Origin of the sequence: Streptomyces sp. ID05-39B, assembly GCF_033794725.1 — a bacterium.
Lineage (GTDB): Bacteria > Actinomycetota > Actinomycetes > Streptomycetales > Streptomycetaceae > Streptomyces > Streptomyces bobili.
The window spans coordinates 1-1,796 of the sequence record NZ_JARGEF010000489.1 but is presented as its reverse complement, the minus strand read 5'-3'; the positions used below and the strand labels follow the sequence as shown (position 1 = coordinate 1,796).

The 1,796-nt window shown below is 67.9% G+C and carries 2 protein-coding genes and 1 rRNA gene; all 3 read left to right on the top strand.

Annotation, left to right across the window (positions count from 1 at the left end; all coding sequences use genetic code 11):
* Positions 1-90: ribosomal RNA gene (rrf, locus tag P1P75_RS41380) — 5S ribosomal RNA — on the top strand; the annotation flags it as partial.
* A gap of 80 nt (positions 91-170) precedes the next feature.
* Complete coding sequence (locus P1P75_RS41375) at positions 171-815, top strand: HAD family hydrolase (RefSeq protein ID WP_319265176.1); 645 nt, start codon at positions 171-173, stop codon at positions 813-815.
* Between the two features lie 78 nt (positions 816-893).
* Positions 894-1,796 (top strand): MFS transporter (locus P1P75_RS41370; protein ID WP_319265174.1); only part of this gene is annotated, 903 nt, incomplete at its 3' end.

Here is a 1,796-nt window from a genome sequence, read left to right as displayed (position 1 = left end):
CCCGGTTACATTCCGAACCCGGAAGCTAAGCCTCACCGCGCCGATGGTACTGCAGGGGGGACCCTGTGGGAGAGTAGGACGCCGCCGAACAATCTTTAGAGAAAACCCCCGTGCCCATGGCACGGGGGTTTTCTGCGTTTACCGGTACTTTCAGGTTCTAGGATCGGTTCATGCGCTATGACCTGGTCGTCTTCGACAATGACGGTGTGCTCGTCGACAGTGAGTCGATCTCCAATCGGCTACTGGCCGCCTATCTCACCGAACTCGGGCATCCGACGTCGTACGAGGACTCGATCCGGGACTACATGGGGTCCGCCATGCATCGCATTCACGACCTGGTGCTGGAGCGGAGCGGGGAGCGGTTGCCGGCGGACTTCGACGATGTTTTCCACTCCCGGGTGTTCGCCGCGTTCGAGCGGGAGCTGCGGCCCGTGCCGGGGGTGAACGACGTGCTGGAAAAGCTCACCGCGGACGGAGTGCCGTACTGTGTCGCCTCCTCCGGGAGCCATGAGCGGATACGGGTGGGGCATCGCGCGACCGGGCTCGACCGGTGGTTCGAGGACGCGCGGATCTTCAGTGCGCAGGACGTGGGCAAGGGGAAGCCTGCACCGGACCTCTTTCTGCACGCGGCTGAGCGGATGGGGGTCGCGCCGCAGAGGTGCGTCGTCGTCGAGGACAGTCCGCTAGGGGTGCGGGCGGCCGTGGCGGCCGGGATGGACGTGTACGGATTCACCGCGATGACGCCGCCCGCGAAGCTGGCCGGTGCGAGCGGACTCTTCGCGGGCATGGGGGAGTTGGCCGACCTGCTGAGGTGAGCCGGTCGGCAAAGCTGAACTGAATTCATCTTTGGCTGGATCTACCCACGAGTACGCCGGGGCCTTACGCTCGCGGCCATGACAGAAGTGCTGCGGCGCGGTAGGGCCTCGTTGGCGTTGAGCTTTTTTGCCCAGGGCGTCGCCTTCGCGCTGCTCGTGACACGGATCCCCGCCATCCAGAACCGGTACGGGGTCTCCGACGCGTTGCTGCCCGTCTTCCTCGCCGCCGTGCCGATCCTCGCCGGGGTCGGGAGCGTGGCGACCGAGCGGCTGGTGAAGCGGATACCGCCCAGTCGGCTGCTGCGCTGGTCCCAGCCGGTCGTACTGCTCGCACTCCTCGGCGTGGGGGCGGGGGACCGACTGGCGGTGCTGGGTTTCGCGCTCGCGCTGTTCGGGCTCGCCGTGGGCGCCCTGGACGCCTCGATGAACATGCTCGGGGTGAGCCTGCAACGGGCGTACGGGCGGAGCATCATGCTCAGTTTCCACGCGGTGTACAGCCTGGGCGGGATCCTTGGGGCTTCGCTGGCGTGGGTCGGGGCGCACTGGCATCTCGCGCTGTGGGTGTCGTATCTGCCGGTGGTGCTGGTGTTGCTGCCGGCCGTGGTGGTGGGGAGCCGGTGGTACGTCGACGGGAAGGGGGACGAGGCCGAGGCCGAGCGTGGGGCCGTCTCCGAGACGGGTGAGGGCGGGCGGGGCCAGGGTGTCGTCTTCAAGGCGCTGTTGCCGCTGTGTCTGGTGATGACGTTCGCGTACATCGGGGACTCGACCGTGTCCAACTGGAGTGCCAAGTACCTCCAAGACGTGCTGGGGAGCTCCGAGCAACTGGCGACGGTCCCGTACAACGTCTACATGGTGACCACGCTGCTCGGGCGGGCCCTCGGGGACCTCGGGGTGCGGCGGTTCGGGGCCGTGGCGGTCGTACGCGTGGGGGCGCTGGTGGCCGCGGCCGGGTTCGCGGTCGTGGCCGTCGCGCCGGGGGCG

Excerpts from the sequence above, each read along its gene's own strand:
- P1P75_RS41375 (WP_319265176.1), top strand. The coding sequence starts at position 171 with ATGCGCTATGACCTGGTCGTCTTCGACAATGACGGTGTGCTCGTCGAC.